23 protein-coding genes are annotated in these 26,684 nt (G+C 49.9%); 16 read left to right on the top strand and 7 right to left on the bottom strand.

All coding sequences use genetic code 11. The features are described from left to right. Positions 1–217 precede the first annotated feature (217 nt). A complete protein-coding gene (locus M2298_RS18155; protein WP_122962417.1) occupies positions 218–826 on the bottom strand; it encodes a cupin domain-containing protein in 609 nt (202 codons plus the stop codon). A 127-nt stretch (positions 827–953) separates the two neighbouring features. On the opposite strand from M2298_RS18155, the gene M2298_RS18160 reads away from it, so the two are divergent. Further along, the gene (locus M2298_RS18160) at positions 954–6,935 is read left to right on the top strand and encodes an AAA family ATPase (protein WP_412679196.1); all 5,982 of its coding nucleotides are present in this window, start codon (positions 954–956) and stop codon (positions 6,933–6,935) included. A gap of 63 nt (positions 6,936–6,998) precedes the next feature. Here the strand turns inward: M2298_RS18160 and M2298_RS18165 are convergent, their stop codons facing one another. The 3 genes from M2298_RS18165 to M2298_RS18175 form a co-directional block, all read right to left on the bottom strand. Further along, positions 6,999–7,355: a response regulator gene (locus tag M2298_RS18165; protein WP_122962419.1), complete on the bottom strand. Its 357-nt coding sequence runs from the start codon at positions 7,353–7,355 to the stop codon at positions 6,999–7,001. 191 nt (positions 7,356–7,546) lie between these two features. Beyond that, positions 7,547–7,909, bottom strand: coding sequence for a carboxymuconolactone decarboxylase family protein (locus tag M2298_RS18170; RefSeq protein WP_122962420.1), 363 nt, complete (start codon positions 7,907–7,909; stop codon positions 7,547–7,549). A gap of 91 nt (positions 7,910–8,000) precedes the next feature. Next, positions 8,001–8,669: a Crp/Fnr family transcriptional regulator gene (locus M2298_RS18175; protein WP_122962421.1), complete on the bottom strand. Its 669-nt coding sequence runs from the start codon at positions 8,667–8,669 to the stop codon at positions 8,001–8,003. A gap of 120 nt (positions 8,670–8,789) precedes the next feature. On the opposite strand from M2298_RS18175, the gene M2298_RS18180 reads away from it, so the two are divergent. From M2298_RS18180 to M2298_RS18205, 6 genes are all read left to right on the top strand, one after another. After that, positions 8,790–10,202, top strand: coding sequence for an MATE family efflux transporter (locus M2298_RS18180; RefSeq protein WP_173597290.1), 1,413 nt, complete (start codon positions 8,790–8,792; stop codon positions 10,200–10,202). 102 nt (positions 10,203–10,304) lie between these two features. Beyond that, positions 10,305–11,054 carry a DUF4097 family beta strand repeat-containing protein gene (locus M2298_RS18185; protein WP_122962423.1) on the top strand — a complete coding sequence of 250 codons (750 nt, stop codon included), beginning with the start codon at positions 10,305–10,307 and terminating at the stop codon, positions 11,052–11,054. A gap of 261 nt (positions 11,055–11,315) precedes the next feature. Beyond that, positions 11,316–12,269 (top strand): ABC transporter permease, encoded by a 954-nt coding sequence (locus M2298_RS18190; protein ID WP_122962424.1) that lies wholly within the window; start codon positions 11,316–11,318, stop codon positions 12,267–12,269. Then, entirely contained in the window at positions 12,266–13,207 is a 942-nt protein-coding gene (locus M2298_RS18195) for an iron chelate uptake ABC transporter family permease subunit (RefSeq protein ID WP_063228791.1), read from the top strand. The genes M2298_RS18190 and M2298_RS18195 overlap by 4 nt, the downstream gene beginning before the upstream one ends. Continuing rightward, positions 13,204–13,962 carry an iron ABC transporter ATP-binding protein gene (locus M2298_RS18200; RefSeq protein WP_173599560.1) on the top strand — a complete coding sequence of 253 codons (759 nt, stop codon included), beginning with the start codon at positions 13,204–13,206 and terminating at the stop codon, positions 13,960–13,962. The genes M2298_RS18195 and M2298_RS18200 overlap by 4 nt, the downstream gene beginning before the upstream one ends. A 114-nt stretch (positions 13,963–14,076) precedes the next feature. Continuing rightward, positions 14,077–15,057, top strand: coding sequence for a siderophore ABC transporter substrate-binding protein (locus M2298_RS18205; protein WP_122962426.1), 981 nt, complete (start codon positions 14,077–14,079; stop codon positions 15,055–15,057). A gap of 132 nt (positions 15,058–15,189) precedes the next feature. On the opposite strand, the gene M2298_RS18210 is transcribed toward M2298_RS18205, so the two are convergent. The 3 genes from M2298_RS18210 to M2298_RS18220 all read right to left on the bottom strand — a co-directional run bounded on the left by M2298_RS18210 (position 15,190) and on the right by M2298_RS18220 (position 16,990). Next, entirely contained in the window at positions 15,190–16,065 is an 876-nt protein-coding gene (locus M2298_RS18210; protein ID WP_122962427.1) for an ABC transporter ATP-binding protein, read from the bottom strand. A gap of 200 nt (positions 16,066–16,265) precedes the next feature. Continuing rightward, entirely contained in the window at positions 16,266–16,565 is a 300-nt protein-coding gene (locus M2298_RS18215; RefSeq protein ID WP_063228795.1) for a YxcD family protein, read from the bottom strand. Continuing rightward, entirely contained in the window at positions 16,553–16,990 is a 438-nt protein-coding gene (locus M2298_RS18220; protein WP_217022059.1) for a hypothetical protein, read from the bottom strand. Before M2298_RS18220 ends, M2298_RS18215 begins: the two co-directional genes overlap by 13 nt. A 257-nt stretch (positions 16,991–17,247) precedes the next feature. Between M2298_RS18220 and M2298_RS18225 the strand changes: the two genes are divergently transcribed. The 9 genes from M2298_RS18225 (at position 17,248) to M2298_RS18265 (ending at position 26,568) form a co-directional block, all read left to right on the top strand. Then, positions 17,248–17,598, top strand: a complete 351-nt coding sequence (locus tag M2298_RS18225; RefSeq protein WP_063228797.1) for a hypothetical protein — start codon at positions 17,248–17,250, stop codon at positions 17,596–17,598. Between the two features lie 290 nt (positions 17,599–17,888). Then, positions 17,889–18,962 carry an ABC transporter substrate-binding protein gene (locus M2298_RS18230; protein WP_173599559.1) on the top strand — a complete coding sequence of 358 codons (1,074 nt, stop codon included), beginning with the start codon at positions 17,889–17,891 and terminating at the stop codon, positions 18,960–18,962. Between the two features lie 78 nt (positions 18,963–19,040). Then, a complete protein-coding gene (locus M2298_RS18235) occupies positions 19,041–19,973 on the top strand; it encodes a nucleoside hydrolase (RefSeq protein WP_122962431.1) in 933 nt (310 codons plus the stop codon). A gap of 26 nt (positions 19,974–19,999) precedes the next feature. Further along, complete coding sequence (locus M2298_RS18240; protein WP_122962432.1) at positions 20,000–20,821, top strand: ABC transporter permease; 822 nt, start codon at positions 20,000–20,002, stop codon at positions 20,819–20,821. A 5-nt stretch (positions 20,822–20,826) separates the two neighbouring features. After that, entirely contained in the window at positions 20,827–21,615 is a 789-nt protein-coding gene (locus tag M2298_RS18245) for an ABC transporter permease (protein WP_063228801.1), read from the top strand. A 16-nt stretch (positions 21,616–21,631) separates the two neighbouring features. After that, positions 21,632–22,693 carry an ABC transporter ATP-binding protein gene (locus tag M2298_RS18250; RefSeq protein ID WP_122962433.1) on the top strand — a complete coding sequence of 354 codons (1,062 nt, stop codon included), beginning with the start codon at positions 21,632–21,634 and terminating at the stop codon, positions 22,691–22,693. Positions 22,694–22,710: 17 nt separating this feature from the next. Next, entirely contained in the window at positions 22,711–24,420 is a 1,710-nt protein-coding gene (locus M2298_RS18255; RefSeq protein ID WP_122962434.1) for an adenine deaminase, read from the top strand. A 270-nt stretch (positions 24,421–24,690) separates the two neighbouring features. Next, positions 24,691–24,858, top strand: a complete 168-nt coding sequence (locus M2298_RS18260) for a DUF1049 domain-containing protein (protein WP_122962435.1) — start codon at positions 24,691–24,693, stop codon at positions 24,856–24,858. A 225-nt stretch (positions 24,859–25,083) separates the two neighbouring features. Continuing rightward, on the top strand, positions 25,084–26,568 hold the full coding sequence (locus M2298_RS18265) for a lytic polysaccharide monooxygenase (protein WP_122962436.1): 1,485 nt from the start codon (positions 25,084–25,086) through the stop codon (positions 26,566–26,568). Positions 26,569–26,684: the final 116 nt, after the last annotated feature.

Genomic DNA, 26,684 nt, shown 5'->3' on the forward strand with positions numbered 1-26,684 from the left:
TGCTTTCATTGGGAAACAGGACTGATTTCCCGGTTTGTTTAGCGAGAGCAAACTGGTAAATCAGTCCTAGAAAAAATTTGAAGCATTGGAAATAGGTACAGTGTTTTGCTATCATGGAGGTATCAAGGCAAATTCAATCACTGAACCGGTAGTGCTCGATGAGCTAGGAATGTGTGAAAAGAATCAACATTTGCAGACACCCTACTGGAATGAACAGTCAGGGTGTTTTTTGCAGCGGTTGCTCGGGCAGGGCGTCTTCGACAGTGCCAATGTAGTATTTTTCCAGCGACTTGTCGGCACCTGTCCAATGCGCCAGCTTTGCCAGTAAACCGAACAGCGCTTTTTGCAGGAAAAGAGGCAGGTAGGGAACATAAAATTCCCCCATTTTGAACAGAGTGCCCAAGAGCAGGATGTTTTTAGGCAGGTACTGCTTCAAAAATGGCATGTAGAAGCTGCGACCGTCCGTATCCAGGCCGTATCCGCAACGGACAAACGACTCGAAAGTGCCGGCAGGACGGATTTCCGCGGTGAAGCTGATGAACTCTTTTGAAGGATTGTAAAAGCCGTGAATATGGTCGCGAGGGATGTCCAAAGTCTCTCCCGGCTTCAAAATGATTTTTTTTCCGTCAATTGTTACCTCTAAATTTCCGCTTATCCCTTCAAAGGTTTCCGTAAGTTCGGTATGATAATGTAGAAAAATTCCATTGTCAGGCGGCAGGTCTGTTCGGAAAAGCAAATATTCCCCCTTGGTTTCTTCTGTTGTTTTCAGAAAAGTGACTGTCTCATTGGTGTAAGGGTTACTTACGCTACGACTCAACTTTGCCATAGAGATACCTCCATAAGTATTAGTAGAAAAATAGCAGTTTATGACAGAATATATATTCAATATAGATTATTTGACCTGAAGCAACAACATAAATGATAGGATGTTCTACCTAGATGGAGTGGATAGTATGAGCGGCATGATCGTGATTCCAGGATACAGAGTGACAGAGTTTCTCTCGACGCATTCAAATATGGGATTTTATCGTGGGTTCAGAAACAGCGATAACCTGCCCGTCATCATTAAAAAGCCACGTGAGGGTCCCACGCACAAGGAGTCGCTTTGGAGACTGAAACACGAGTACCGCATCTTGCAATCTCTCGAATCATACGCGGTGGAGAATGCTGTCGAATTGATTGATCACAATCGGGAGACTGCGCTGATCACGGAAGACTTCGGGGGAGTGCCGCTCTCCTTGCTGAGCAAAATGAAAGAGCTGTCGCTAAAAGACATCCTGACCATTTCGATCCGCATCGCTACATGCATCGAGGAAATTCATCAGCAGCGAATAATCCACAAAGACATCAATCCCGCTCATATACTGATTCACCCGGATACGTACGAGGTCAAGCTGATCAACTTTGGCTTGGCGACGAGGCGATATCAGGAATATCAAGGCGTGATGAACCCGAAAGAATGGCGGGGAAATCTGCGCTACGTATCGCCTGAGCAGACCGGCAGGATGAATCGGACGGTGGACTACCGGACAGATATTTACTCGTTTGGCGTGACGATTTACGAGCTTTTGACCGGGAAGCCGCCTTTTCTTACGTCGGACATGCTTGAGCTGGTTCATGCCCACATGGCCCGAAAGCCGATGGCGCCTTCGCAAGTAAAGCCGTCCATTCCGCAAATTTTGTCGGATATCGTGATGAAGTGTTTGTCCAAAAATACGGAAGACCGTTATTTCAGTATGGCTGGACTGGTGGCAGACTTGCAGCAATGTCTCGACCAGCTTGCCAAAAATGAAACGATCGGTCACTTTCCACTGGCGCAGCATGACCGCGCTGACCGTTTGCACATACCGGAAAAGCTCTACGGCCGGGAACAGGAAATCCAGATGCTGATCGACACGTTTGAGGAAGTGTCGAACGGAGCATCGCGCATGGTCATGTTGAGCGGCAGCGCGGGCGTGGGGAAATCTGCTCTCGTGTTTGAGGCGCAAAAAGTTTTCCTCAAAGGCAGAGGACGGTTTATTTCCGGCAAGTTTGACCAGTATCGTCAAGGCGTGCCTTATTCCGCGATCATTCAAATCTTTCAGGACTTGATCAAGCAGCTTTTGGCAGGCAATGAGAGAGAGCTTGCGACGTGGCGGGCGACGATTCTCGAAGCGATGCAAGGGCTTGGTCAGGTCATCGTGGATGTCATTCCTCAACTGGTGGCTGTGATCGGCAAGCAGCCGCCTGTGCCGGAGCTGCCTGCGGCGGAGGCCAAAAACCGTTTTCAACTGGTCATGCAAAGATTTATTCGCATCTGGGCCAGACCGGAGCACCCGTTAGTGCTGTTTCTCGACGACCTGCAATGGGCCGATTCTTCTTCGCTGTTTTTGATCCGCGAGCTTGTTGCCGACTTGCCGCTCAGCTATTTTCTGCTCGTTTGCTCCTATCGCGAGCAGGATGGAGGAGCGATCAATCCTCTGGTCGCGATTTTGACAGAAGCTGGGGTCAAGAGCAGGATGTTGCGGCAAATTACACTGTTGCCGCTGCGGCTCACGCAAATTAATGCCATGCTGGCCGATGCACTGCATACAGAACTTGAAGTTACGAAGCCGCTTGCGATGATTTTGATGCGAAAAACGGCAGGCAACCCGTTTTACTCCAGACAATTTATCAAGTCTTTGTACGATCAAAATCTGTTGCAGTATTCCCCGGAGGAGCGGAGCTGGAAGTGGGAGCTGGCAGAGATCGAGAAGCTCAACACAACGGAGAACGTAGCAGATTTTCTCGTGGAAAAAGTAAGGCGTTTGCCTGCGGTGACACAGAAGCTGTTGGCTTATGCGGCGTGCCTGGGCAACTCCTTTTACTTGAGCATGCTGGCAAAAGCACAGGGCTTGAACGAGCCAGAAGCGATTCGGGACATTTTGCCCGCCATGGAAGAAGGGCTGATCTATCCGCTGGAAGGCGCGGAGTATTTGAGCTATGCGGCGATAGAGGAAGAGGAGAACCTGTCGCAAGTGACGATCCAGTTCAGCTTTGTGCACGACCGCATCCAGCAGGCTGCCTACTCCTCGCTTTCGGAAGAGGAGCAGAAACAGGCACACGTCAAGCTCGGGAGAATGATATGGGACATGTCCGGTTCCTACGAGTCGGTGCTGCTGTTTGAAATATGCGAGCACATGTACCGGGGCGCGGACATGATCGAGGATGCGGCGGAAAGGATCCAGGTCGCTCATTGCCACCTGCTTGCCGGTCAAAAAGCGATGGCTTCTACTGCCTTTGACGCCGCCCTCCAGTATTTTCAGCGCGGGACGATGTTCCTCGGGGAGTCTGCCTGGGACCAGCATCACAACCTGTCGATGGAGCTGTACACGCTCTACGCCGAGACAGCGTACTTGTGCAACCATATGGAAGATGCGAATCGGCTGTTTTCCCTTGCGCTATCGCACGCCAAGACCAACCGCGAGCGAGTGCGCGTCCTGGAGCTGCAAATTAACATGTACACCCGTCTGGCCGACTTTTCGCGTGTGGTGGATATCGCCAGTGAAGCGCTCGGACTGCTCAAGGTTCCCATTCCTTTCAAGCCCGGGAAGTTAGATATTATCAAGGAAATGTGGCAGATCAAGCGCAAGCTCAAAGGCCACAAAATCGATGAGCTGCTGTACTTGCCAGATGTGCCGGAAGAGAATTACCAGATGGCGATGAGCATCATCAGCAATGCAGGACCATCCTCGTATTTCGTCAATCCGAACTGGTTTGCCCTGACGATTTTACGGGTGCTCCATTTGTCGCTCGTGCACGGGAATGCGGTTGCATCTGCCAACGGATACACGGGCTACGGGATTGTGCTCGGTACGCAATTTGGCAATTACCGTGAGGCGTATGAGTTCGGACAGCTGGCTTGCCGGGTAGCCGATGGCTTTGCCGACCCGATTGCCATGACCAAGGCGTACGGCGCGTTTGCCCTGTTGATCAACCATTGGTGCGATCACGCCCGAACGAACATCCCGCTGCTGAAAAAAGCCATTCAGCTCGGAATGGACGGCGGAGGAAACATCTATGCGGCGTATAACGCGCACGGTTTGCTGGAAGCCATGCTCTATTGCGGGCTGCCTTTGGAGGAATTGGAGCAGCAGATTGAAGAGTATGCCGATCTGATTTGTCAGATGAAAGTAGTCGATCATGACGATCGTCTTCTGTTGTTGCGCCAGGCGTTGAATACGTTTACGCACTGGACGGGAGCAGAGCAGACGGTATTTTGCCGGGACAGCTTCGATGAGACTCAATACGTAGACAGCTTGCAGGCGGAAGGCACCAGCTACAAGCGGTACATGTACCACTTTTACAAATCAATGGTCCACCTCATGTACGGCAACTACGAGGAGGCATCGAAGCTGCTGAGCGAAGCGGAGCAATGGATGGAGTCCGTCAGCGGCCAGGTGCTGGTCAGCCAGCATGTATTCATGCATGCCCTGGCATTGACGAAGCTGTACAAGCGCGTCAACCGCCGGGAGCAAATCCGCTATGCGAAAAAGATCAAGACTCATTTGAAAAAAATGAAGAGCTGGGCTGCCCATTGCCCGGAAAACTTCCAGCACAAATACTTGCTGATGAGCGCCGAATGGAAGCGAGTGAACGGCGAGCGCCAGGTGGCGGGCGAGCTTTACGACGAAGCGCTGCAACTCGCGAAAAAGGACGGCTTTTTGCAAAATGAGGCACTTGCCGGAGAGCTTGCCGCCCATCATTATTTGGATCTGGGGATGGAAACGATCGCCAGGGTGTACATGACCGAAGCTTACGAGGCGTACATGCAGTGGGGCGCTCTGGCGAAGTCGAGGGAGATTGAGGAGCGCTACCCGCACCTGTTGCAGCGCGGCAGAGGGCTGGAAGCATCGGCAGAGCTTGCTGCGACAGAGCAGTCGGCCGATCTCGTCGACCTGATGAGCGTAATCAAGGCATCGCAGACGATGGCGAGCGAGATCAGGCTGGAACTGCTTTTGGCTACGATGCTGCGGACGGTTATGAGCAACGCCGGAGCGGAGAAAGGGATTCTCATCCTGAAAAACGAGAGCGAATGGGTGATCGAAGCGGCGGGGTCAGTCGATCTCGATGTGGAAATCATGCAATCGGTGCCGTATGAACATAGCGGGATGTTGTCTGTCGCCGTAGTGAACTACACGATCCGCACCGAAGAAATGCTCGTTTTGCACAATGCTTCTGTAGAGGGCGTCTTTTTCCGGGACACGTACATCACGAAAAACAAGCCCAAGTCGATCTTGTGTTCGCCGCTGTGGCAGCAGGGCAAGATGATCGGCGTCATCTATCTGGAAAACAACGAGACGACGCACGTTTTCAACGAAAAGCGCTCAGAGCCGCTGCGGCTGATCTTCTCGCAAATGGCGATCTTTATTGAAAATGCCCGCCTGTATCACCAGCTGGAACAATGGAACCAGTCGTTGGAGATGATCGTCGCTGAACGGACGACCGAGATTCAATCGCTGTTGCAGGCGAACAAAAACTTGCTGAACAATGCAGGCCAGGGCTTCCTGTCGTTTTCCAAAAACATGCTTGTCCATTCCGAGTACAGCCGGGAATGTTTGCGGATGTTCGGGAGAGAGCTGGCAGGGGAATCGGTAGCCAGTCTGCTGTATCCGAATCGACCGGAGGAGCAGGCGTTTGTCGAATCTCTTTTGGAAAAGTATTTCGATACAAAAGATCAGGGGCAAAAAGAGCTTTATTTAAGCCTCTTCCCTACGGAAATTTGCATCAACCAACTGCCGCTCAAGCTGGAGTGCAAACCGATTCACGAAGATCGGCGTGACTCGCCAGAAGGTTTGATGCTGATTTTGACTGACTTGAGCGAGCAAAGAGCGCTGGAAAGCAAGATGGAGCAGGAATGGCAAAAGCTGAACATGATTTTGACTGTGGCGACAAGCTTGCCGCTTTTCCAAAAAGCGTATCGCGCCTTCACGACTTTTTTTGCGGAAGGGTGGAAAATGCACTTCGCAGAAGGAATGGAGGAGTCGGAAAGCCTGATCAAGCTTGTGGAACAAATTCATCAGTTCAAAGGCGATTTCAGCCAGTTCCATCTGATTGAGACTCCGCAAAAGCTGCATGATTTGGAGACGTGGCTGTTAGAGCAAGGAAAGCATCAAGGGCTGCGAATGGACGACGCTTTCCACAATCAGTTGCCTGTTGAGCAAGTCAAGGCAGCCATGCAGCAAGACGTGGAAATCATTCGCAACAAGCTGGGCGATCACTTTTTGGATAGTGTCGAGGAAGGCATGACGATCGAAAGAGACAGATGGGAGCAGTTCATCAGCAAAGTCACAGACTTGTTGCCGGATGACTTGTCTGCCCGGGTGGATCAGCTTGTTCGTGAGCTGCGTCAGCAACCAGTCAAAGACATGTTCGAGCGCTATCACGATTATGTCGTCGAACTGGGCCAGCGTCTGAACAAAGCAGTTGCTCCGCTTCGACTGGAGGCGGAGGAGATCATGGTGGATCACGATCGCTTCGAGGCGTTTGCGAGCAGCCTGGTTCATGTTTTTACAAACGCGATCGATCACGGTTTGGAAACAGAAAGTGAGCGGCTTGCGGTCGGCAAGGCGAGTAAAGGCACGATCAGCTGCCGGATTTGGCAGGAGGATGCTTCGCTGTTGATCACCATAGCTGATGACGGCAAAGGCGTAGACCTTGAAAAGCTCAAACAGCATGGGCTGGAACAAGGCTTTGGAGCAGGATGGACAGAGGAAGAATGGCTACGCTCCTTGTTTGAAGAACAGATCAGTGTAAAAGAAGAAGCAGACATCTATTCGGGCAGAGGCTTGGGATTGCCGATTGTCAAACGAGAGGTAGAGCGATTGGGCGGAGAAGTGCAGGTCATTTCCGAACGGGGAAAAGGAACGTGCTTTTGCTTCCGGATTCCGCTCGACGCCGAGACTTTGCGAGGATAGAAAACATAAAAAAACTGAGGCGCCCGAGCAGCCCCTCAGTTTTTTTGTGTATCGGCCGCATGTTTAGAGGGTGTTCTGGATAGAATCCAAAAGGCGCTCTTCATCAATCGGCTTCGTAATATAGTGACGTGCTCCTGCGTTGATGGCTTCAAAAACCAAATGCTTTAAACCGTAGGTGCTGATCATGATGATGTTGGCATCGGGAAATGTGCTGATAATTTTTTTGACAGTCTCGATACCATTCATGCCTGGCATGTTGATATCCATCATGACTACGTCAGGTTGATGCGTTTTGTACTGCTGATAGGCGTCTAGTCCATTCGCCGCTTCTGCGATAACTTGATGTCCAGCCCGTTGTAGGATGAGTCTGATGTATTCCCGGACAACTATCGAGTCATCGGCAATTAGTATACGAGCCATAAAACCTCCTGTGTCGAAGCGGTATGATGTGTGTTTTCCTGTTTTACTTTGCCCCTACCTTTAACCATAACATTGGTAGGAAAATAGTCGCAATCCTATTATTAGAAAATTTCAGCGATCTTTGTGCAAAATTGTACAATTCACGAAAAAAAGCCCCCCTTTGTTAAAAGGGAGGTCAGTTGCCTTTTCATTCAGCAAAAGCATTGGGGAGAAGCAGGATCATCACGATAGGCGGCAAGCGCATTGACACCGTGGCTGAGAATGGCGCCGGCACGGGTTGTGGCGGCTACGAGCAACGCCTCCATGATTTCTTCCATGGTTCCGCCCAGTGCTTTGTACTTTGTTACGTGGACGTCGATGCAATACGGGCAGCCCGTAACATGAGCGACCGCAATCGCGATCAGCTCCTTTGTTTTCCGCTCGAGATGCTGAGAGTCCTGATAAACCAGCTTCTCGAACGCCAGATAGGAGGCGGCTGCTTCCGGGGCAAGCTTCATCAAGTCGGGAATGCGGGACAAGTTTGCTTTTTCGTAATACGACGGCGTGTTGGACACCTTCATCATCCTCTCGTAACGGGTAACTTCACGTTCATGTCCATTGTAGAGGAGAGAGGGCGTTGGCTTCTGTGACTTGCGCACATAACGGCTACAAATGTTTCAGGTGGTTTGCCAGGCTGGTCCGATCGATGTTGGTGATTCGCCCGCGGCCCAACTTGATCCAGCCTGCCGATTCGAACTCTTTGAGGGAACGGCTGACTACTTCTCTGGCTGTTCCCAGCTCAATCGCGATCGCCTCATGGGTAATGAGCAACTGATTGTCAGACTCAGTAGTGCAGCTGAGCAAAAATTCGGCCAGACGGTAATCAATCGGTTTGAAAGCGATATTTTCCATCAAAGTTGTCACGGAAGCCATTCGCTTGATCATCGTGCTGTAAATAAACTGGCGCACGTCCTTGTACTCGTCCAGCCACTGCTTGAACACTTTGACGGGCAGCAGCAACAGCTCGGTTTCTTCCTCCAGCTCGGCAGATGCCGCATATTCAAGCTCTCCGAGAATGCTTGCCATCATCAGGACGCATACGCCGCCACGGGTGACGCGATACAGCGTAATTTCACGCCCGGATTCACTGATCTTGTGGATGCGCACTTTGCCTTCCAGGACGAAGGCAGCATGGGCAAACAGATGGCCCTCGCCCATCACGAGCCGGGGAGAAAAGCGCTCCACGTAGATCTCGTTGTTCGACCAGGCGGGCAAAGGCACATGAGCGAAGCAAGGAAATGCCTGTATCACTTGTGGCAGGCGGGCTTTTTCCATCGTATGACCCCCTTTTCATAAAGATCTTGTAAAAAGTGTCGAGTTTTCTCCGCGCATTGCGGGTTACGGTGTAAAATGTCGCTATGCATAGAGAGAGGACCAGATGGGATAGGTGAAAGTATGGATATGACAGTAGCCGAGCGGCAAACAGGTCAACAAGATGGCAATGCGTACAATCTGTTCAAGCTGACTTGGCCGATCTTCTTAGAGCTGTTTCTGTTCATGCTGATCGGCATCACGGATACGTTCATGCTGAGCGGCGTTTCTGACGCGGCTGTATCGGCGGTTGGGGCAGCCAACCAATTTATTTTTATCGCCATTTTGATTTTGGAAGTAGCAGGACATGGCGCCTCGATTGTGGTCGCACAGTATATCGGCTCCAAAAAAATGGTCGATGCAGCGAGAGTCGGAGCGGTTGCGGTCACGTTGAATCTGCTGATCGGCATCGCAATCAGCGTAAGCTTCGTTTTGTTTGGGAATGCACTGCTCGAACGCATCAATCTGCAAGGGCAGATTTTGCAGATGGCCCAGTCGTATATGATCATCGTCGGGGGAAGCTTGTTTATTCAGGCGATTATCAATACATTGGCAAGTGTCATTCGTACGTATAGCTTTACAAAAGAGAGCATGTATATCTCGCTCGGCATCAATGTGCTGCACGTCATCGGGAACTACTTGCTGATCTTCGGGCACTTTGGTTTTCCGGCATTGGGGGTAGAGGGTGCTGCCATCTCTACGGTATTGAGCAGGGCGCTTGGGCTGCTCGTCTATTTTTGGGCGTTTTACCGTCTGATTGAAGTCAAAGTAGCATTCAAAGACTATGTTACCATCAAATGGACGTACGTCAGCAAAATTTGCAAGGTAGGCATTCCTTCCGCGGTTGAGCAAATCATGTATCATGGCTGTCAGGCCGTCTTTTTATACTATGTGACGTATTTGGGCGCGTCGTCGCTCGCTTCCCGGCAATACGTGCTCAATCTTTCCATGTTTATTTATTTGTTCAGCTTGGCAATCGGCATGGGCACGGCGATTATAACAGGCAGGCTTGTAGGTGCGGGCAGACGCGAAGAAGCGTATAGCCGCGTGTGGAAAAGCTTGCGCTGGGGCTTGCTTTACACCGTTGTAGTCAACACGGTTATCATCATTTTCCGCGAGCCGATCATGGGCTTGTTCACGACTGATCCGGAAATTTTGCGGATCAGCTCGCAAATTATTTTGCTCAGTATTTTGCTGGAAACCGGGCGGGTCTTCAACATTGTGTTGATCAACTCTTTGCGTGCGGCAGGAGACACGCAGTTTCCGGTGTATATGGGCCTGATTTCGATGGTCGGAATCAGTCTGCCGCTAGGTTATGTGCTAGTGTTTCACACCGAATTGGGCTTGGCGGGGGTATGGCTGGCCGTTGCGATCGATGAATGGATACGCGGAGTCATGATGTTTTTCCGCTGGAGGAGCAGGGTATGGGAGCAAAAAGCTCTAGTCGAACCGCTGGAAGGCAACGGCAGCAGGGTAAACGACAGCGCATCCGTCTAGAGACCGATGGAAAACAACTCCAGCGACTGATGCTATCTTGAGGCCGCTCTAGTACAATGATTTCAAGAACAAGCAAGCTTGGATGCATAGAGGGAGATAGAGATGAAGCGTTGGATAGGAGTTGGATTTTTGGTTTTGGCTCTCGGGCTTGCGGGATGCAGCAGCAGTCTGGAGACGGTGGAGGAAAAGCGTCATCTGGATCTGCCAATCGAGTCGATAGAGGCGTTGGAGATCGTCAATCAATCCGGTAATTTGGTTGTAAAAGGAGACGACAAGGCAACTTCGATCCAGGTAGATGCCATCATCGCCAGGTCAGCCAATATCAAGCCGGAAGACATCATCGTGACGCTGACCAAAGACGGGAATGTCGCTCATTTGTCCTCCGATGTAGTTGGTCATTTCGGCGTAATGCGTCTGGAGCTGAACGTCGAGGTGACGGTTCCTTCCGCATTGAAGGTAGCGATCACGGACGACTCAGGGGATATTGATGTCTCCAAACTGGCGGGAGCGCTCACGATCAAGGATGATTCGGGTGATATCATCTTGAAAGATGTCACGGGCGAAGTGCAGATCAATGACCAGTCCGGCGATATCAAAATCAACAACGCGACTGCCCTCAAGCTGATCGAGGATGACTCCGGCGATATTTTGCTGGAAGATACCGGGGGCGACGTGGAGATCAAAGATCAGTCGGGTGACATGAAAATTGTGCGTCACAAAGGAAACGTGACGATATCCGATGACAGCGGCGACATCGACATTTACACAGTCAACGGAGACGTGAACATTGTCGAAGACGGCTCTGGCAAGCGCTCGGTGAAAAACGTAAGCGGATCGTATACGTCCAATTAAAAAAAGTGCTGTTGCTACCAGTGGCAACGGCGCTTTTTTGCGTTAGTGATGGACGGCGGAATATTCTCACTTTTTTCAATCCAGAGAAATTTAGTCGACTAATGAAAAAATGCTTTAAACCCGGATAAAGAAGTGCTAATATAACAAAGGAGATGCCAAGTGAGAATGAATCTCTTTATTATTGAGAATGAATCTCCTTCTTACTAAGCATGCTAAAAGCAACGCAGCACTCACGTGAACAAAGAGAAGAGTAGGGAAGCGATGAAAAAAAGATATTTGGTTGTAGCCCTGATTCTGCTTTCGATAGTATCCCTGTTTATTGGCGTAAAGGACATTTCGCCCCTGGAGTTGTTCAATCTCAGCGATGACAAAGTGCAAGTGATGTGGATTAGCCGGATTCCCCGATTGATCAGTATCATTATCGCGGGTATCAGCATGAGCGTGGTTGGTCTGATCATGCAGCAACTGACCCGGAACAAATTCGTGTCGCCGACAACGGCGGGCACCGAAGACTCTGTCCGGTTCGGGATTCTCGTTTCCTTGCTGGTGTTCGTAGATGCTTCGATTTGGGTGAAGCTGCTCGTCGCGTTTGTTTTTGCCTTGCTGGGGACGTTTATCTTCATGAAGATTCTCGACAGGGTGAAATACAAGGATTCGATTTTCATTCCACTGGTCGGATTGATGTTCGGGAATATCGTCGGTTCGATTACGATGTTTTTCGCTTACAAGCACGATCTCATCCAGAACATGTCGTCCTGGCTGCACGGCGACTTTTCCTCGATCATGAAGGGAAACTACGAATTGCTATACATAAGCATTCCGCTGGTCATTATCGCGTACTTGTTTGCCAACAAGTTTACGATTGCAGGAATGGGCGAAGAGTTCGCGATCAATCTCGGACTGAATTACAAGCAAGTGGTCAATATCGGTTTGGCGATTGTCGCCATGGTTTCATCTGTCGTCATCCTCACGGTAGGGACCATCCCGTTTTTGGGGCTTATTATTCCTAATATTGTGACGCTTTACCTCGGCGACAATCTGAAGAAAAGCCTGTCTCATACCGCTTTGCTGGGAGCAGTGTTTGTCTTGTGCTGTGACATTCTTGGACGCCTGATCATCTTCCCGTATGAAATCTCAATCGGCTTGATGGTCGGAGTAGTGGGCAGCGGTATATTCGTATACTTACTCATGAGAAGAAAGGCATATGAACGATGAAAGCTAAGATTGGTGTCATGGCGATAGTCGCCGTTGCTCTGATAGCCGTATTCATGCTGATTGATGCGGGCGGCAACTGGGATTACGTGCTTCCCCGAAGGGCCAAGAAAATTATTGCGATCCTGCTAACCGGGTGCATCATTGCGTTCTCGACGATGGTCTTCCAGACGATTACCAACAACCGCATTTTGACGCCCAGCATCATCGGTCTTGATTCCTTGTACATGTTCATTCAGACTCTCGTCATTTTCGTGTTTGGTTCCACGCACATGACGATCATGAATAAAAACGTGAACTTCCTGATCTCGACTGGCTTGATGGTTCTGTTCGCAGGCGTGCTGTACAAATTCCTGTTCAGGCGGGAAGGACAAAACATCTACTTCCTGCTGTTGATTGGCTTGATTTTCGGCACTTTGTTCGGCAGTTTGTCGACGTTCATGCAGGTGCTGATCGATCCGAACGAGTTTCAGGTGGTACAAGACAAAATGTTCGCGAGCTTCAACAACGTGAACACAGACCTGTTGATTCTCAGCTTTGTTCTGGTAATCGCAGTCGGCCTTTACTTTTGGCGCTACGTCAAGTATTTGGATGTGCTGGCACTGGGCCGGGATCAGGCAATCAATCTGGGGATTCCTTACGATTTTGTCGTCAAACGGTTTTTGGTCGTCATCGCGATTCTCGTGTCGATTGCGACAGCGTTGGTTGGGCCTATCACCTTCCTGGGGCTGTTGGTAGCGAATTTGGCTCATCAATATATGAAAACGTACCAGCACAAGTTTTTGCTGGCTGGCTCAGCATTGATCAGCGTAGTGGCTCTGGTAGGCGGTTTGTTGATTGTCGAACGCGTCTTTACGTTCTCGACAACGCTCAGTGTCATCGTCAACTTTATCGGCGGGGTTTACTTCATCTATCTTCTGCTAAAGGAGAATAAAGCGTGATAGAAGTCCGTAACGTCTCAAAACAGTATGGGAACAAAAATGTCGTGGAAAACGTCTCGGTGAAAATTGCCAAAGGGAAAATTACGTCCTTTATCGGTCCGAACGGGGCTGGCAAAAGCACATTGCTGTCCATGATCAGCCGTCTGCTGACGAAGGATCAAGGCGAGGTGCTGATTGAGGGGCAGGAGATTGGACAGTACAAAAGCAACGAGCTGGCCAAAAAAATCTCGATTCTCAAGCAGTCCAACCACATTACGGTGCGCCTGACGATTCGCGAGCTGGTCAGCTTCGGACGCTTTCCGTATTCACAAGGCAATTTGACAAAAGAAGACTGGAAGTACGTAGACGAAGCGATCCGTTATCTGGAGCTTGCGGACATACAGCACAAGTATCTCGACCAGCTGAGTGGCGGGCAGCGCCAGCGGGCGTACATCGCCATGGTTGTCGCGCAGAACACGGAGTATGTTCTCCTCGATGAGCCGTTGAACAACCTGGATATGAAGCATTCTGTCCAGATCATGAAGGTGCTGCGGCGTCTGGTCGATGAGATGGGCAAAACCGTCGTCATCGTCATTCACGATATCAATTTTGCGTCTGTTTACTCCGATTACATCGTCGCGCTCAAGGACGGAACAGTCGTGAAGGAAGGCAGCACAGACGAGATCATCCAGCCGCAAACCTTGAAAGATGTTTACGATATGGACATCCACATTGAAGACATCGACGAAAACAAAATCTGCGTGTACTACGCATAGCGCCGCTTTACTTCCTTTCGATAAAATTATTTTGATGGCATGCAGGGGGTCTTCAAAAACAAGCAAGCTATCAATAATTTTATATATATTAAAATACTTATAGAGGTGAGAAAAATGAACAAAAAAATCCTGATGCTGTTCATGGCCGTACTGTTGGCAGTATTTACAGCGGCATGCGGTTCCGGCTCCAATAGTGCAGCTCCTTCCCAAACGCCAGAGGCTTCTAACGGCGCTGCGAAGGAATCCGAAGAAATCACAATCAAACATAAATTGGGCGAGGCCAAACTGAAGAAAAACCCGCAAAACGTTGTCGTCTTTGACTATGGCGTGCTCGATTCCTTGGACAAACTGGGCATCGAAGTAAAAGGTGTGGCACAATCCAGCATTCCGCCTTATCTGGAGAAATTCAAAGACGCGAAATACACAAACATCGGCAGCCTGAAAGAGCCGGACTTTGAAAAGATCAACGCAATGAAGCCGGATGTCATCTTCATCTCCGGTCGTCAGCAAGACGCTTATGAAGAACTGAACAAAATTGCTCCAACGATCTTCCTCGGTGTAGACACTTCCAAGTACATGGACTCTTTCACAGAGAACATGAAAACGCTCGGAACCATTTTTGGCAAAGAAGCACAAGTAGATGAAGAACTGGCGAAAATCAACGAATCGATCAAGCAACTGAACGAAAAAGCAACAGCAAGCGGCAAAAACGCGCTGATCGTTCTCGTGAACGAAGGCAAGCTGAGCGCTTACGGTCCTGGCTCCCGCTTCGGTATTTTGCATGACGTGTTCGGGTTCGCTGCGGTAGACAAAAACATCGAAGTATCCACCCACGGACAAAGCGTATCCGCTGAGTACGTAGCAGAGAAAAACCCTGACTACCTGTTTGTTGTAGACCGCGGTGTGATTTCTGCGAATGAAGGTGTTTCCGCAGCTGCGAAAGAAGCGGTTGAAAACGACCTCACGAAAAACACCAAAGCATTCAAAAACGGCAACATCATTTACCTCGATGCGAACTACTGGTACTTGTCCGGTGGCGGATTGGTTTCGACTGCAAACATGGCAGACGAAATCTTGAAAGACATCAAGTGGTAACGAAAACAAGCTGATAACAGCAAAGGCAGCCTGGGGAGAAGATCCTTGGGCTGCCTTTTGCCTATATAAAAAAGCCATTCTCATTTACCGTCCATGAGAATGGCTTGATCGTTCGATGCAAGTGATGAGTTACTAGCGAGTGCCGACCAGCTTGCGTTCGTCTTCTTGCACAGCCTGTTGGCTGGATGCAGGCGCGGTACTGGAAGCGGCCTTGTTTTCTGCCGCGTGGCTCAGCTCGTAAGGGAGGCAGAGCGGCACTCCTGTGCGCGGGTCAGTCAAAATGTCAGCCTCGATGTTGAACACTTTGCGCAGCATGTCAGGTGTCATGACTTCGGCAGGAGAGCCCTCGGCGATGACCGTGCCGCGAGAGATGGCTACCATGTGCTGTGCGTAGCGAGTTGCATGGTTCAAATCGTGGACAACCATGACGATCGTACGTTTTTCTTCTTCGTTCAGCTTTTGCAGCAGCTTGAGAACTTCCAGCTGGTGCGCCATATCGAGGAAGGTTGTCGGCTCATCGAGGAACAGGATGTCGGTTCCTTGCGCCAGAGCCATGGCGATCCAGGCGCGTTGGCGTTGACCACCGGAGAGCTGGTCGACGGGACGGTCGTAAAAATCGATCATGCCCGTCATGGCAATCGCCCATTGCACGATTTCTTTGTCTTCCTTGGTCAGGGAGCCAAATCCTTTTTGATGAGGGAAGCGGCCATAGGTAACAAGCTCAGACACGGTCAGGCCATCGGGAGCGGTAGGGTTCTGCGGCAAAATTGCCAGCTGCTTGGCGACTTCCTTTGTTGACTGCTGATGAATAGACTTCCCATCGAGAAATACCTGTCCACCTGTCGGTTTCATAATTCGGGCCAACGTTTTGAGGATGGTCGATTTACCCGAACCGTTTGCGCCGACCAGTGCGGTAATTTTGCCAGAAGGGATGCTGATGTTCAGGTCTTTGACAATGGAAAGCTCGCCGTAACCGATGTCCAGTTTTTGCGTGTATAAGCGTTCCACAATGGGCCAACTCCTTTATAGAAAAGTATGTACATGTATAAGCAAAAAAAGACAATGATAATCATTTTCATTAAAGTATATAACGTAACGAAGGCAATTTCAATACTTGATCAAGGGAAATGCACCCATGTAAAAAGCCAATCTGCCCACTGTGGTGAGCAAACTGGCTTGGGAAGTTCGAGCGGGTAAGGCAAGGGCGACTAGCTTTGGTACGTGACGTAGGCGATGATGCCTTCCTCGTCGTCCAATACCAGCTCAATGCCGGCGGAGTAAGGGTTGCGCTGCATTTGCGTTTCCAGGTAAAAGCGAATGGCTTCGATCAGGTTGATCTCGATGAACACTTGTTTGCGTTCGTTCGCGTATACTTCAGCGGAGAAGCCGTATTCTTCGTCCCACATCAGTTCGACTTCTACGTTTTGCGGCTGAATCTGTTTTTTGCTCGCCACATGCAGGCAGATGGCGTTAATCAATACTTGTTCGGACAGTGTTATCTTTTCCATGTGTTCAGTTCCTGTTTTTTCGCGCGTTGCGTTTTAAAGTAGACGAAGATTTTGCGAATCAAGACGATCACAGCGACAATCGCAAGCATGTTGATCAAGAAGCCAAAGATCGCTCCCAGTGCCCCCATGTCGCCAAACATGCTGCCGAACAAAAGTCCAGCCAATCCCCCGACGAGAAGACCTTTCATGAATCCGCCGCTCTTGCTTGGAGCAGCAGTAGCTGGTGTATTGGTTGTCGTATTTTTATTGGTAGATGCATTTACATTGGAATCGGCTTTGTTTGGCGTCTGCGTGTTGGTTGGAGCCGTGTTGGAGTTGAACGATTTTTTGCCGGACTTATAACCTTTTGCGTCGGCATGATCTGTGAATCCTGCGGGAGCGAGTACGAGCATGACGGCGACTAGCATCATGATGAGTTTTTTCATGGTTATGGAGTAGCCCCTCTCTATTCGTGAAGTTACATATAAGTGTACATGAATATATGAGGCTTTTCCACCAAACATTCGGTGAACATTGCTGGATGGAAGAAGCTGTGAAGCGGCACGACAGCAGCAAAGACCGAACGAATATATGACTGAAAAATGTAAAAATGATCTAAATACGAATGTTAGCTTGCTCTAGCCTGAAATCATATGTATAATGGGAAACAACAAATCAGATAACAGCTCTCGCGGGTGATGTCATGAGTTTAGTAGACACGAATGAAACGAGAAAGCAGCTGTCTGCCATTTATAATGAGATAGCAAAAGAGTTGTTCGGATTTGGAACGACTTTGCTGAGAGTGACGATTGAGAATCAGTTGATTACTTTCCACGCCAAGCATCGCCGCTCTCCGCGCTCAGATGCGCTGGAAGGCGAAGCCCCGACTCTGAAGCTGGAAGTCGATTTTCGCATGTCTCTTCTTTATAAGAGGAAGCTGAGAGAACGGCTGGAGGAAGAGATGGGCCTGAAGCTGGAAGCTGTGCTTAGAGACTACGACGCGCCTACGCAGTGGGCGATCACGAATGTAATTGTAAGTGACTCGGAAAATTAAATACCTGAGCCATTCGTTCGGATTTTCTCTTTTGATCTATCTCAAGGGAAGACCGTGAAAATGGTGTGAAACGGGTGTCGCTTCTCTTTGTTTACGAAGAAAAGTGCTCTTGTTTAGAATGTATCGTTCTATTCAAGGGTGCTTTTCTTTTTGTTTTTTGCGCTTCTCATTCGCCTTTTAAGGATGTGGTTGATGAATAATATCGCTTGTTAACGCCTCATTCTATCTATGAACTGCAATGCAATCATTCATTATTTGCAAGTTACAAGCTGAACTGGAGGAATCATACAATGAAAAAAATGCTGACAGGAATCCTTTCTGCTTCCATGCTGTCTTTGGTACTCGCAGGCTGTGGCGCAAGCGACAAACCGCAGGAGGGAGCAACTGGCGAAGCGCCAAAAGGCGAGCCGCAAAAACTGGTTATTTCCACGTGGGGCTTCTCGGAAGACTTTTTCCGCAAAGAAATTTACGAGCCGTTTGAAAAAGAACACAACGTCAAAATCGTGCTGGAAATCGGCAACAACGCCGAGCGTCTGAACAAAGTGCGTCAAGGAAGCTCTGACGTAGACTTGATTTACTTGTCCGATTACTACGCGCAACAAGGGATCGACAGCGGCGCCTTCGAAAAAATCGATCGCAGCCGTATTCCGAACCTGAACGAGATTTACGATATCGCCAAAGCGCCGCTCGGCGAGGAGTATGGCCCGGCGTACACGATCGGACAATTCGGGATTGCTTACAATCCTAAGCTGGTCAAAACCGAGGTCAAGGACTGGAAAGACCTGTGGAATCCAGATTTGGCGGGCAAGCTGACGCTGCCAAACATCACATCGACGACAGGCCCGATGATCCTCGACAGTGCCTCTGTAGTCGCAGGCAGCAAGGAGTTCAACGAAGATCAGGCGTTTGCCAAAATGAAAGAAGCTAACAAAGGCGTTGTGAAGTATTACGACAAAACTTCCGAGTATGTGAACATGTTTAGCCAGGAAGAAATTGCAGTTGGGCCGATCATGGAAATGTACTTCAAAGATATCCAGGCAGCTGTGCCAGAAGCGGTATTCGTCGCTCCTGAAAGCGGAGGATACGCTGTCATGAACACCGTCAACATCGTAAAAGGCAGCAAAAACAAGCAGCTGGCAGAAGACTTCATCAACTACCAGTTGAGCAAAGAAGTGCAGGAAAAATCAGCGAAAGCAAAAGTGGATTCTCCTGTTAACACCTCCGTGAAGCTGACAGATGAGGAAGCAAAAGGCGTTACTTATGGGGAAGCAACCGTCAACAAACTGCGCAAGCTGGACATGAAATTCGTCAATGAGCATTCCAAAGCGTGGATCGATCGCTGGAATCGCGAAATTACACAATAACGAGCAACCAAACAGGACAAGGGTATAGACGTCGGCGCGGATATACCCTTGTTTTTTTCAAACAGAGGAGGACCACTCGTGGAGCAAAAAATCATTCTTGATGTCGATACCGGAATTGATGACGCGCTGGGAATTATTTTGGCTATCAAGAGCGGTCAATGTGAATTGATCGGCATTACTACCGTGAACGGCAATGTATCTCTTGGCAAGGCTACAGAAAATACATGCAAAATCCTCGATTTGCTGCAAGCAGGCGACAAAATCCCGGTCGTCCGCGGGGCTTCCCAGCCGCTATTGCGTCCGCAGTTTTTCGAGCATCGCATCCATGGCGAGGATGGACTTGGCGGAGCGTTGCGGGATGTACAGGTGCATACGCAGCCAGCAGTTGGCTTTGCACCCGACTTCATTTGCGAGCAGGTGCTGGCTCAGTCCGGCCAGGTGACTCTCGTGATGACCGGGCCGCTGACCAATCTGGCTCTCGCTGTGAAAAAGTGCCCTGAGCTTGTGCAGCACGTCAAGGAAGTCATTTTCATGGGCGGAGTGGTGACTGAATACGGAAATGTGACCCCGGTGGCGGAGTACAACATGTACGTCGATCCGGAAGCAGCGAAAGTCGTCTTTCATGCCGGGTTTCCGCAATTGACATTGGTTGGACTGGATGTAACACGCAGAGTCCTGCTGAACGAAGAGCATATCGCAGCGTTGGGAGATACGCCCATCGGCCGATATGTGAAGCAAAGCACGTCCGATTATTTGGATCGCTACTTTGAACGAAACGGCATTCGCGCATGCGCCATGCATGATCCGTTGGCGGTCGCGGTCGCGCTCGACCGTTCGCTGGTGCAGACGAAAAAGCTGTACGTGGACATCGAAACGAAAAGCGAGCTTTGCGACGGGCAGACGGTTTGCGACTTTCAAAACCGCCTGAAAAAAGAACCCAACATGAACGTCTGTCTGGACGTAGATGCAGATGCGTTCTTTGCGCGTTTTATCGGCGCATTGAAAGCCTGACGATACCGTGAACAGGAGTTAATTTGATGAGAAAAAAGGGCCTTTATTTATTGCTACTGCCTGGTGTGCTGTTTTTGACGCTGTTCATGGTCATTCCGATTGCAATGACGATTGCGTCGACGTTTTTCCATGAAGGAAGCTTTACGCTGCAAGGCTACATGCAGTTTTTGACGGACAAGTATTTCGTGAAAATTTTGCTGACCACGCTGCAAGTCAGTCTGGTGACGACGATTGCCTGCATTGTGCTCGGATTCCCTGCCGCGTACTACATTTCCAAGCTGGGACCGCGCAAAAAAGGGATTTTGCTGGCGCTGGCCATCTTCCCGCTGCTGACCAGCTCGGTTGTACGCTCGTTCTCCTGGATGATCATTCTCGGCAAAAAAGGCTTGCTGAACAGCTCGCTTCTGTCGATCGGGCTGATCGATAAGCCGCTGGAAATCTTGTATACCCCGACCGCCATGATGATTGGTCTGATTCATTTGTTCTTGCCGCTGATCATCATTACGCTTGTCGGCGTGATGGAAAACATCGATCCCGATTTGATCAAAGCGGCTGAAAGCCTGGGTGCTTCCAAATTTACGGCATTCCGTCAAGTAATTGTCCCACTCAGTGTGCCGGGTCTGATTATCGGAAGCATTCTCGTATTTGTCGGCAGCTTGACTGCTTACACGACTCCTGCGCTGCTCGGCGGGAAGCAACGCGTCATCTCGACGTTCCTTTACCAGAACGCGATTACTTTGAACGACTGGTACATGGCTTCGGTCATTGCCACGATCATGATCGTCATCACATTTGTCGTCATTTTCTTCATGAACAAGCTGGCGACGAAACTAAATCCTAAGGGGTAGAAGCTATGCAGGAGAAAAATCGCGGGTTGGCCCTGTTTACCCTTCTTGTGTTTCTGTTTTTGCTGGGGCCGCTCATCATCATATCCTTTACATCGTTTGAACCGGGAAGCGTCCTGAAATTTCCGCCGGAAGGCTTCTCCCTTCGCTGGTATGAAAACATCTTCAACGTGGAGATGTTCATGACGACGTTCCAGACGTCGATGATCGTGTCCTTGCTGGGCAATCTGCTGGCGCTTTTGCTGGGGATTCCGGCGGCCTATGCGCTGAGCCGCTTCCAGTTTCGCGGCAAAGGGCTGTTGAACGGCATCTTCATCTCGCCTGTGTTGATTCCGGGCATTGTCATGGGTTTTGCCATGCTGAAGTACGTCATCGTCGTCTACCATCTGCCGATTTACGCCGGACTCCTTGTCGGCCATACGGTGCTGATGCTTCCTTTCATTATTCGCGTCATCGCGTCCAGCCTGTCCAATTTCGATTTTGCCATTGAAGAAGCGGCGCTCAGTCTTGGCGCGGGGCGGCTGGAGACATTTTTCAAAGTCGTTTTGCCTAACATTCGCTCCGGGATTATTGCGGCGATTTTGATTGCTTTTCTGGAGTCGTTCAACAACGTGGACATTTCCGTGTTCATGACCGGGCCGGGAGTAAGCACTTTGCCGATCCAGATGCTGACTTACGTCGAGAACAACTTCGACCCGACGATCGCGGCGATCTCGGTTGTGCTCATGATGATTACGGCTATTCTCATGTTCGTCATTGAACGATTGATGGGGCTTTCCTACTTTACAAAACGATAACGGAGGCATCAAACATATGGCATTGCTCGCATTGGAAAACGTATCGGTTGCCTATGACAATCAGTACATTTTGCAAAACTTCAACCTGAACATCGAAAAGGGGCAGCTTATCTCCCTGCTGGGGCCGAGCGGCTGCGGGAAAACAACGACGCTTCGCCTGATCGCGGGCTTTCTCGAAGCGAAGGACGGCCGCTTCTTGTTCGATGGCAAAGATTACACGCGCGTGCCGGTCAACAAGCGCAACTTCGGCTTTGTGTTCCAAAGCTACGCGTTGTTTCCGCACTTGTCTGTGTTCGATAACGTGGCGTTTGGACTCAGGCTGCGCAAGGTGAATGAAGCCGAGGTCAAGCAGCGCGTCTTGCGGATTTTGGAGGTAGTCAGCCTTGGCGGCTTTGAAAAGCGTTTCCCCAAGGAGCTGTCCGGCGGGCAAAGACAGCGTGTGGCGATTGCCCGTGCGCTGGTCATTTCGCCTGACCTGCTTTTGTTCGACGAACCGCTTAGCAACCTCGATGCGAATTTGCGGATCAACATGCGGGTAGAAATCCGCCGCATTCAACAAGAACTGGGCATCACGACGGTATACGTCTCGCATGACCAGGAAGAATGCTTTTCCATCTCGGATCAGGTAGCGATCATGAACAAAGGCATTATCGAGCAACTGGACGATCCGGCTACGATTTTCAAATATCCAAAAACCGAGTTTATTGCTCGCTTCATCGGCTTTACCAACTTTATCGACTTCGCCGAGCGCTCCGAAACAAACGGAGAGATCGGACTGCGTGTGGGCGGACACGAGTTTGTTGCGGCCAAAAACCCAGGAACAGCCAGCCCAATGAGCAAAAAATGCGCCATGCGTCCGGACGATCTGCTGGTGACAACCGAAGAGGCTGATCAGGCGGGGATGAATCGTCTGCATGGCAGTGTCAAAGTCAGCACGTTTTTGGGGCGCAGTTATCAGTATGTCGTGGAAACAGAGCTGGGCGATTTTACCGTCAACCAGGAGATGGAGACCCCTTATCGGAGCGGCCAAAAGGTCAATCTGCTGTTCCCGAAAGACAAAATGGTGCTCGTGGACTAAAGACAGGAGGGCTTTTCGTGAAGGTTGATTTATTGATCCAAAATGTTCAAGTGTTTAACAGCTACTTCAAAACGTTTCGCAAAGGCAATGTCGCTGTGTTGGACGGGCGTTTTCTCTACGTGGGCGAGCGCAACAGCGAAACGTTTGAAGCGGGCGAGACGATAGATGGTCAAGGCCGCTACATGATCCCCGGCCTGATTGACATTCATTTGCACATCGAGAGCACAATGGTGACGCCCGAGACATTTTCCTACGGCTTGATCCAAAACGGCGTGACGACGATTGTGCCGGAGCCGCACGAGATGGCGAATGTGTTCGGGATCGAAGGAATCAAAGAGATGATTCGCGTAAGCAAAGATTGCGTAGTCGACATGAAATACGCGATCCCCAGCTCCGTGCCGGCAACTTCGATGGAAACAACGGGAGGTTCCGTGGAAATTGCCGATATGGATGAGCTGCTTGCTTCCTGCGAGATCATTTGCATGGGCGAGATCATGAACTATGTCGATATCATCCGCGATGAGAACTGCAAGACCAACCAAATTTTGCAGCACATTCGCAAAATGTACCCGACTCTGGTGATTGAGGGACATGTGCCCAAGCTGCTCGATCTGGACCTGCATCGCGTCATTTACGCAGGGGTGGACTCCGACCATACGCATCAGACGCCGGAAGGCATGGAAGCGCGCATAGCAGCGGGCATGTTTTTGGAGATCCAGGAAAAATCGATGACAGAAGAAGTCATGGACTATTTGATCAAGGAAGATGTTTCCGAGCATTTTTGTTTTGTGACGGACGACGTCATGACCGACTCGTTGTTCAAGCGCGGCCACCTGAACCATCTTGTGAAAAAGGCGATCAGCATGGGGATGCAGCCTGAGCGAGCTATCTACGCCAGCACGTTCACCCCGGCAAGACGCATGAATATGACGGATCGCGGAGCCATTGCTCCGGGCAAGATCGCCGATTTTGTGCTCGTATCCGATTTGCGCGAACTGAACATCGAGCAGGTCTACAAAAACGGCAAGAAAGCGTACGACGTTCGCGAAGAGTACCGCCAGGTCGTGCATACGAAGCAGTTCCCAGCGCATTTTTACGAAAGCATCAAGCTTGCCCCGCTTTCGGAAAGCGACTTCCAGGTAGCTTCTACTGCACCAGACAATCGCTATCCGTGCCGGGTGATGCTCGTACAAAACGGCTCCACTTTTACAGAGGATCATCGCGGGATCGTCGAGGTGCGGGAAGGGCAAGTATGCTGGGAGGAAAGCCCGTACGGACTGATTGCGGTGTTTGAACGCTACGGCAAAAACGGCAACCGCGGCTACGGATTGATCAGCGGCGACACGATCAAGCGCGGGGCGATCGCAACCAGCTACTCGCACGATAACCACAATTTGCTCGTCGTTGGTCACAATCCGCACGACATGATGGTGGCTGCGAATGAAGTCATCCGTAATCAGGGCGGCTTCTGTGTGGTGGAGGACGGCAAGGTGCTGGCGAACCTGAACTTGCCGGTCGGCGGCATTTTGACCGAGGAACCGCTGGAAAAGACAGCAAAAGAAGTCGAGCAGCTTCGCCGCGCGATGGAATCGCTTGGCTACGACCATTACAACCCGATCATGTCGATCAGCACGCATTCGTTGCCAGTGAGTCCGGCTTTGAAGCTGACCGATCTGGGGTTGATTGATGTAAACGCCGGGAAGGTAGTGCCGTTGCTGTTGATGTAAAAGTAAATAACACTGCTCAAGTGCCGAACAAGCTACTTGCTGAGGAGATTAATCATCAGTGAGTAGCTTGTTTTTAATAGCAATTAGCACGCTCAGTCTCCATCACCACCAGGAGTTCCGACATACACCGGAGAAGCCAACGAACTTGCCAATAACAAAGAGATAACGCGCTAGGTAGTAATGTTTTTCGGAAAATTCCTCCTGCTTTCGATTCCTTTTGTAAATTAATGTATACTATTGAAAAAATGGTTAATTGGGAGGGGGCTCGAAATGGAGGTCTTATTATTAACAGGAATCATGATAATTGGACTTGTTTTGGTATTTGCAAGTTTTTTCACAAAGGTTTTTAACAAAAACAACAATTCTAGTAATGATTTGCAGTCACAAATCAATCAACTAAAAAAGGAAATAGCCTATTTGAAGAAAGAAGAGAAATAATTTTTAAGAATCATCAACAAAGTATCCCCTAACGTTTTCCTTGAGAATGATCAAATATTCCTAACATGTAGATAAACAAAAGGAAGTACATAGGAACACACTCCTGAATCATCTCCATATTTTCTTGCTGGAATTAGTTTGGATTGGGTATTCAGAACCTGTGCTACTGGAAAAATTTTCTGTAACATGGTATTCGATCCTAATCCAGAAAAGAGGAGATAATACATGGATAACGTAGGGTTGAGAAACAATCTGTGCAGGAAAGGGCTGGCGCTTCTGTTCATGCTGGCAATGATGCTGGTGGCGGGCGCAGCTACTCTCGTGTTTGCTGAAAAAGCTTCGGCTCACGGGTACATCGAATCGCCAGCGAGTCGCTCTTACTTGTGCAAGACAGGGCAAAACAAAGGCTGCGGTCAAATCCAGTACGAACCGCAAAGCGTGGAGGGCATCGGCTCGTTCCCGCAATCCGGTCCTGCCGATGGTGAATTTACTGGTGCAGGCCGCTATCCTGAGCTTTACGCACAAACAGCAGATCGTTGGAGCAAGGTTACCTTGCAGGGTGGACAAAATACATTTACTTGGAAGCTGACAGCCCCGCATAGCACGGCGGAGTGGAAATATTACATCACGAAAAAAGACTGGAATCCTGACAAGCCGCTTGCCAGAGCGGATCTGGAGCTGTTCTGCTCGTTCCAGGACGGAGGGAAAAGGCCGCCATTCACGGTAACGCATTCGTGCAATGTACCGACAGATCGCAGCGGCTACCACATTATTTTGGGTGTTTGGGAGATTGCCGATACGGGCATGGCGTTTTATCAGGCGATTGACGTGAATCTGATTAACGATGGAACGGGTGGCGAGCAACAGCCAACTGTTCCGGGCAATGTGACTTCCGTATCGCAGACAGCTACAAGCATTGAGCTTAGCTGGAGCAATTCTGTAGCCTCTAATGGAATCAAGCAGTACGATGTGTATCGCGATGGACAAAAAATCGCATCCACCAAGGAAACTGCATACACGGACAAAGGCTTGACGCCTGCTACCGCTTACACCTACACCGTCGTGGCAGTGGATACCAGAGGAAAAGAGTCCAAGCCAAGCAAGGCACTGACTGTTCGCACAAAAGCGGAAGATATCGTGGATACGGAAGCACCGACCGCACCAACAGGTATCATGTCTCATCACCAGACAGAGACGGTGATTGATCTGATGTGGAGCCCTTCCCGGGACAATGTTGGAGTCGTGAAATATAAGGTTTACCGTGATGGCACACAAGTAGGGACAGTTGACCAGCCCTCCTTTGTCGATAAACAATTAACCCCGGGAACGTCGTATACGTATAAGATCAAAGCCGTGGATGCGGCAGGAAATGTTTCCGAAGCGAGCGCACCATTTGCCGTCAGTACGAAGAAGAAGAGTCCGGAAGTACCGGGTGAAATTGCTGCGTGGGATTCCTCTGCTGTCTATGTACAGGGTGATCGTGTCATCTACAACGGATTGGAATACGTAGCGAAATGGTGGGTAACAGGCGAGCGGCCGGATCGTTCCGATGCATGGAAGCTGGTAAGCGATGCCGTACTGTCATGGGATGCAGGCAAAGCCTATGAGGGCGGGGCAAAAGTGAGCTACGAAGACCAGGTTTACAAGGCAAAATGGTGGACAAAAGGCGAAGAGCCAGGAAAATCCGCTGTATGGGATCTCGCTGAATAATGTTGCAAAGCCCGGGTGAACGGGACTGACCCCCGTCCGTAGGACAGGGATCAAAACACCTTAGCTATTTAAGCAGCCAGTTGCCGAAATTGAATCGGTGACTGGTTGTTTAGTTT

The organism is Brevibacillus sp. 1238 (assembly GCF_029892995.1).
GTDB classification, from domain to species: domain Bacteria; phylum Bacillota; class Bacilli; order Brevibacillales; family Brevibacillaceae; genus Brevibacillus; species Brevibacillus parabrevis.